Annotated in this window: 5 protein-coding genes; 2 read left to right on the top strand and 3 right to left on the bottom strand. The window is 60.6% G+C overall.

The features are described 5' to 3' along the window. Nucleotides 1-1,013: asparaginase (locus Q0G85_RS07435; RefSeq protein WP_297156248.1), on the top strand; the 1,013-nt coding region annotated here is incomplete at its 5' end. A gap of 48 nt (nt 1,014-1,061) precedes the next feature. On the opposite strand, the gene bsh is transcribed toward Q0G85_RS07435, so the two are convergent. After that, a complete protein-coding gene (bsh, locus tag Q0G85_RS07430; protein WP_297156246.1) occupies nt 1,062-2,012 on the bottom strand; it encodes a choloylglycine hydrolase in 951 nt (316 codons plus the stop codon). A gap of 736 nt (nt 2,013-2,748) precedes the next feature. Further along, nucleotides 2,749-3,066 carry a hypothetical protein gene (locus tag Q0G85_RS07425; protein WP_297156244.1) on the bottom strand — a complete coding sequence of 106 codons (318 nt, stop codon included), beginning with the start codon at nt 3,064-3,066 and terminating at the stop codon, nt 2,749-2,751. A 424-nt stretch (nt 3,067-3,490) separates the two neighbouring features. Here Q0G85_RS07425 and Q0G85_RS07420 point away from each other — a divergent pair, with 424 nt between their 5' ends. After that, a complete protein-coding gene (locus Q0G85_RS07420; RefSeq protein WP_297156242.1) occupies nt 3,491-5,194 on the top strand; it encodes a SulP family inorganic anion transporter in 1,704 nt (567 codons plus the stop codon). 166 nt (nt 5,195-5,360) lie between these two features. Here Q0G85_RS07420 and Q0G85_RS07415 read toward each other — a convergent pair whose 3' ends face one another. Next, the gene (locus Q0G85_RS07415; RefSeq protein WP_297156240.1) at nt 5,361-6,926 is read right to left on the bottom strand and encodes a DHA2 family efflux MFS transporter permease subunit; all 1,566 of its coding nucleotides are present in this window, start codon (nt 6,924-6,926) and stop codon (nt 5,361-5,363) included. Nucleotides 6,927-7,051: the final 125 nt, after the last annotated feature.

Here is a 7,051-nt window from a genome sequence, read left to right as displayed (position 1 = left end):
CAGGCGGCACCATCGCATCAGAAGAAGTGGGAAACGGCTTGTCACCAGCGCTTTCGGGCGAGGAGTTGACGAGGTATGTCCCCGAGGCGACCGAACTCGCAACCCTCGACGTGAAGCAGGCCATGAACATCGACTCGACCAACATGCGCCCAAGCGACTGGCTGCACGTCGCCCGCACCATCATGGAAAACTACGACGACTACGACGGGTTCGTGGTGCTGCACGGCACCGACACCATGGCCTACACCGCAGCCGCCCTGTCGTATCTGATCCAGCACAGCCCCAAGCCCATCGTGCTCACCGGATCGCAGCGCCCCATGGCGAGCGCCTTCACCGACGCGAAGCTCAACCTTTACCAAAGCGTGCTGTACGCGACCGACGACGACGCGCGCGATGTATCGATCGCATTCGGCGGCATCGTCATTGCGGGAACCCGCGCGCGCAAGCAGCGAACCATGAGCTTCAACGCCTTCACCAGCGTGAACTTCCCGCCACTTGCCTACATTCGCACCGACCGCATCGTGCGTTCTGCCCCCTTCGCGCATGCGGGGAAGGCGGAAGGACCCCGCGGTCGCACAGCGGAGCGCCCCGTCGTGTACGACAAGCTCGACCCGCGCGTGTTCGCGTTGAAACTTACGCCGGGGCTCGATTCGCGAATCTTCTCGGCGTTAGCGCCGTCCTATGATGCGGTCATCTTAGAAACGTTCGGCATCGGCGGCATTCCCGAGCAAGGCGAAACCGGCCCGCGCTTTCAAGAGGCCATCTATTCCTGGGTCGATTCGGGACGCATCGCCGTCATGACGACGCAGGTTCCAGAAGAAGGGCTTGACCTGGGAGTTTATGAGGTTGGGCGCGCGTACGCGAACCATCCGGGCATTTTGCGCGGCGCCGACATGACCCCTGAGGCGATCGTGGCGAAGACCATGTGGGCGCTCGGGCAGACCCGCGATGCGGCAGAAGTGGAGCGCCTGTTCAGCCGCGAGATCAACCACGACCGCTCGCCGTTCGAGTAAGCGGGAGGCGCGAGGGTGCGAAGTTGACACGGCACCCTCGCGCACTACTTAGGCAACGAAGAGTTTGCTCACGTCCTCCATGGGGCAATCCGCAAGCGCAACGCTTTTGATGGAGGGGTCGTCGTCGGTCGAGTAATAGTACGTCTTCGTGCGCGCCGAGAAGCACCCCGTGTAGAGCGTGCGCTCGAAGGTACCGTCGGCCATCGCCGCCGAGCCTTCCACCATCGCCACGTTCCCAAGCGTATGGAATGCGCGCAGCACGTTTTCCCATTCGCTGGACTTTTGCGGGTAGTTCGCGTTCAAAAATGCCGCCTTCACGAAGCGCGAAGGGGAGTAGGAATCGCCCGGGATACCGCGCGCTCCAGCGCCTGCGCCGAAGGGGACAAGCTCAGCGCGACCCCAGGTCGCAGCAGCAGGGAAGTCGCCCGTCGCCGTGATATACGTGCGCAGGTTCGTCATGTGCCAGGTGAACTCAGGTTGGTTCGCCAGCGTATCGACCGGGTTGTCCATCACATGCAAGCCGTCCGCCATCTGCTCAATCACGATAGAGCGCGTCCCATCGCCCACGATCCAGTGCAGCATCGACACGCCAAACTGCTCGCTCACCGGCTTCGCGACGATATTCGCATTCGCGAGGGCTGCTTCCACTTCATCTACCGTCGAGAAGTTCGCGGCCACCCAAACGGGGAACTCGTAGGCGGCGATGTTCGTCCTGCCCTCAAGGGGGCCGTCCGAATATTCGGCGAACCCGGGAAAGTTCAGACCCGCAACGCCCAGACCCGCATCGTTTCCGCAGTCGAAATAGAGGGGGTAGTTATTGAAAGCCACTGCCATGCCGATGACCGCATGAGCAGCAGGCGCATCGTCGAGGAAGGAATAGGGGAGCGGGAAACCTTTCGGCGTCACCACCACACGCTCGCCGTAGCGCGTGTTCCAATCGAGGTTGCGCGCCAGATACATGTTGCCCTCGCCGTCGCTGAATCTGATTCCCGTACACATATCGCATCCTTCCGTGAAGCTTGGTCGTCCGCACCCGCCCGTATCGAGTGGGCCTTTCTTCCATGCCATCGTGCGCCTGGGTCGCTTCAAGGACAACCGAGAGCTCATCATCGTTGCCATTTGGTCACCAAAACGCCGCGCCGTAAACAGATTGAGCGTCCGTGATCGCGTTCGTCGGCCTTCTTCTCGAAAAATGGGGCGCCGTGGACAAGAATCGTCGATATGTGAGCCGAAAATGGACGACGAGCCTACTTCTCCCCAAGTCGCTCGACGTTTTCCCAGGTCGGTTTTTCTAGGGAAAAGTTAGCTTCAAGAAACTCCTCACATATCGACGATTCTTGTCCACGACGAGTCGATTTCGGGGAAGAAGGGCACCTACAGCCGACGGCCAAACACGACGATGGGGCACGGAAAACCGAAACGGCGCACACGGCGAAGAGAGGCAACGGCGAGCACCGAGCACAGCGGTAGAGAAGCAGCAATCAACAAGGCGGAGAAAGAAAATGGCCGACTGCAGCGAGGCGCTCCCAACAAGGAGAACATGGGGCGACCCCGGCAGCTTTCCCGCAGCAGGAAAGGTCAGTCGCGGACAACATGCCTGTGACGAAAAAGAGCCAATCGAAGTGATGCGCCCATGAGGGAACCGAGGGGCCGTGTGCGGTTGGGCGCTCGCAGCAGGAAGAAGAGCGCGAGGAGCCGAGTGCTGTAGCTCCAACAACACCACATCCCGAGAGCGCTACAACTCGCGCTTCCCCTTCTCTTTTCCCTGTTCGCGAGTTTGGTACTCCTCTTCTATCTGGCGGGCGAACTCGTCCATCTTGCGCTCGCCCTCGCTCTGAATGCCGAAAAGCGTGCGACCGCTCGAAATGCGCGGCCGCTCATCGCCGTTCATCTGAAGGCGAAGCTGCTCTTGAATGCGTCTCCATTTTTTCTCGAAATCGTCCATGCGACCATGATAGCGGCTCTCGCGAAGAGATCGCACGAAAATGCCCGCGAGAAGGAGGCTGGCTATTCCGAGCGCGCCTTCGCGCTCGCCCGCGGCCGAATGCCGCACACACACTCGCAGCTGTGCTCTCTTGGGCCCTGGTTCGCCTGCCGCACTCCACGTCCCCACCCGCGCTCCGCATCGTTTGCTAACCCCGCTCACCCGCGCACCCCATCCGCCTCACGTTCGCCCGCTACCGCTCGCCCTTGCTTTTGCGCGCAACGCTATCGATTTATGCACGCCATGAGCAGCCACGTTGTCTAGCCGTTAGAATACGAAACCTCCCTTTCCACGCCTTTTTGGCGACAACTGAAAACATCAGATTCCACCCGGGCCTGCCTGGGTGGAATTTTTCTGTCCCCAATACGGGATAGGGCAGTGCGCGCGGAAACACCCGGACGAAACGAGCGCGGAACGGTAGGACAGCGCGCAAAAGCCCGGACGGGCAGCGCGCACGACACACACGAAAACGACGAGGAGGAATCGAGCACCCTTGCAGCGCGACAAAATCAAACCGATCCTGTTCAGCATCATCAAGCACTCCAGTAAAGAAGAACTCAAAGAGCAGCTTCCCCGCGACGTTGTATCGGGCATTGTGGTCGCCATCGTGGCGCTGCCTCTTTCCATCGCGCTCGCAATCGCGTCAGGCGTTGGCCCCGAGCAGGGGCTCTACACGGCAATCGTCGCGGGTTTCCTTATCGCCTTCCTCGGCGGCTCGCGCGTGCAGATTTCTGGCCCCACCGCCGCATTCGCGACCATCGTAGCCGGCATCGTCGCGACCGACGGCATCGACGGCCTGGTAGCGGCAACGCTAATCGCCGGCGTTCTGCTCGTGATCATGGGCCTGCTCAAGCTGGGAACCATTATCCGATTCGTGCCCTACACCATCACCACCGGCTTCACGGCGGGAATTGCGGCGACCATCGTGATCGGCCAGCTGAAAGACTTCTTCGGGCTTACGTATCCCGCGGGCACAGTGACGGTCGAAACGGCCGACAAAGTAACGGCCCTCGCAGCAAACTTCGGAACCTTCAATTGGCAAGCGCTCGTCGTGGGCGCAGTGTGCCTCGCGGTGCTGTTTTTGTGGCCGCGACTGGGTACGCTGGGAGCCAAGGTGCCCAGCTCGCTTGTCGCCGTCATCGTAGGCATGGTCATGGTGCCTCTGTTCGGCATGAACGTGAGCACCATCGGTGATCTTTACACCGTCAACGCCGGCCTGCCCGAGCTGCATGTGCCGCAACTCTCTCTCGACCTGCTGCGCGACCAGCTGCCCAACGGCATCACCATCGCCATCCTCGCCGCTATCGAATCGCTGCTCTCGTGCGTCGTCGCCGACTCCATGATCAGCTCGCATCACCGCTGCAACATGGAGCTTGTGGCCCAAGGCGTGGGCAACCTGGGCTCGGTGCTCTTCGGCGGGATTCCCGCGACGGGCGCCATCGCGCGCACGGCCGCCAACGTGAAAAGCGGCGGGCGCACACCGGTTGCCGGCATGGTGCACGCACTGGTCCTGCTCGCAGTGCTCGTGTTCCTCATGCCGTACGCGGCGCTCATCCCCATGCCCACCATCGCGGCAATCCTGCTGCAGGTCGCCTACAACATGAGCGGCTGGCGCAATTTCGCGCACCTGTGCCACACGGCATCGAAGGGCGCGGTGGCCACACTTTTGCTCACGTTCACCCTCACTATTGTGTTTGACCTGGTGACAGCCATTGCTGTCGGCATGCTCATCACCGTGGTGCTGTTCATGAAGATGGTCTCCGAGGAAACCGAAGTCAAGGGCTGGAAATATTACTGCGACGCCAACTCCGAGGTCACCCATTTGCGCGAGCTGCCCAAAAGCGTGCGCGTGTACGAGATCAATGGCCCGATGTTTTTCGGCATGACCGACCGTATTACCGACATCTCGGTGAAAGAGTTTACGAAATACCTGATCATCCGCATGCGCGGCGTGCCCTCGCTCGACTCGTCGGGCATGAATGCGCTCGAGAATCTCTACGAGTACTGCAAGGAAAACGGCGTGAAGCTCATCTTCAGCCACGCCAACGAGCAGCCCTTAAAGACCATGCGCCGCGCCGGATTCCTCGATTTGGTGGGCGAAGAGCACTTCCGCCCGAACATCGACGATGCCATCGAGCATGCGCGCGAACTTCTTGCAGCAGAGGAAGCAGCGAAGGGCGCGAAGGCCGCAGCCTAGGGCGACCCGAATACAAAAGGCGGTCGAGCGCAGAAACGCCTGACCGCCAAAGAAGGGAGTTTTTCAGAACGCCAACATTCGCCCTCTGCGCTTGGTTTCCCCATAGGCCGAAACCAAGAGGAACGCATCTCGGTGAGGTCAGCACCTACCAGCCGGAACCGACGTGCTATGCGCGAGCTGCCGACTTCGCTGCGTCGTGCGCGGGAGTGCCATCGCTTCCCACATCACCTGAAGCCGAAGCCTTCGCGGCGGCACGAGCGGCAGCTCGACCGGCTGCGTTTGCGGCAGCAACTTCCCCCGTTCCCACGTTCACGCGCTTCTTCACCTTGATGCGCAGCGACAACGCGAAACCCACTGCGGCGAGCACCAGCGTGAAGGCAAAACCCCAGTGGGACCCCTGCGCAAAGGCAAGCGCGGAACTCGTGCCACCAGCGGCGACATAGCTTGCCTGACCTGCCGTAAGAAGGCTTGTCGCCACCGCAGTGCACACCGCGCCGAGCACCTGTTGCATCGTATTGAGGGCCGTGGATCCATCAGTCGACAGGTTGCGCGGCAGCGACGAGAGCGCGTGCGTCTGGCAAGGAGACATCGCAAGCGGCACACCAACCATCATGACGATATGGCAAACGATCACGTAGGCAAGCGAAGATTCCGGCGTGGCGAAAAGCAGCGCCGCCGCACCCGCAATAGATAATCCGAAGCCGCACAGCGCCGGTCCGCGCGCACCGATGCGATCATAGATGCAACCGGCAACCATGCTCACGAGCGCGTTCACGATACCACCAGGCAGCATGACCACGCCCGTCACAGCCACCGCCAGCAGCATGCTGTTCTGATAGAACTGCGGCAGGATGTACATGGCGGAAAGTGTGATCCCGAAATTGATCATCATGCACAGCGCGCCCATGCGAAATCCCTGATGGGAGAAAATGCGCACATCGATGATCGGCGTTTCCATGGAAAGCTGACGATGCACGTACAGCACCAAGCACGCTACACCCGCAACGAGTGCAGCAAGTACGATGGGGGAGGTCCACCCGTACGAGCTCGCCATTCCAGCCCCGAACACAACACCGCCGAAACCCACAACCGAAAACACGATGGACAGCCCATCGATCGACGGCTTGGTCAACTTGTAGGGATTCACCTCGAATTTCAATGCGAAGACGATTCCCACGAGGGCAACCGCCGCGAAGCTTGCAAACACGAGGCGCCATGAGCCGGCACCCATGAGCGCGCCCGCGAGCGTGGGACCGACTGCAGGTGCGAACATGATGACAAGCGCGCTTGTTCCCATGGCGGCGCCGATCTTATGCGGGGGAATCACTTCAAGCACCATAGCGAACATGATGGGAAGGACAAGCCCCGTGCCGATTCCTTGCATCGCGCGCCCGACAAGCGCCACGGCAAACGAGGGGGCAACGGTGCTCACAAGCGCCCCAACGAAGAAGGCGCCGAGCGCGAACACGGTGAGCTTTCGCGCAGAGAACCACTTCATGAGCAAACTCGCAAAAGGCAGAACCACGCCGATCACAAGCATGTAACCCACCACAAGCCATTGCACAACGGAAACATCGACGCCGAATGCCACCGACAGCTGAGGCAGGGCGATATTGAGCGCAGTCTCGCTGTACATTCCAGCAAAACCGCCGCAGTAAAGGCCCATGAGGGCAAGATAAGGATGCGCCACCTCAACACGGGCGCGAGGAAGATTTGCATTGTTCGAAGTCACTATCCCAATTACTCCTTTCTTAAGGGTGATACTTGCCAAAAGGCCACGTCAGCATAAAAAAGGTGGCCGCAACATGCTCGTTGCGACCACCTCTGCATAACGTATGCAGCGTCTCACTGCGCCTT

Origin of the sequence: uncultured Ellagibacter sp. (assembly GCF_934617235.1) — a bacterium.
Classification (GTDB): Bacteria; Actinomycetota; Coriobacteriia; order Coriobacteriales; family Eggerthellaceae; genus Ellagibacter.
The sequence above is the reverse complement of the archived record's forward strand: the minus strand, read 5'-3'. Positions and strand labels throughout refer to the sequence as shown.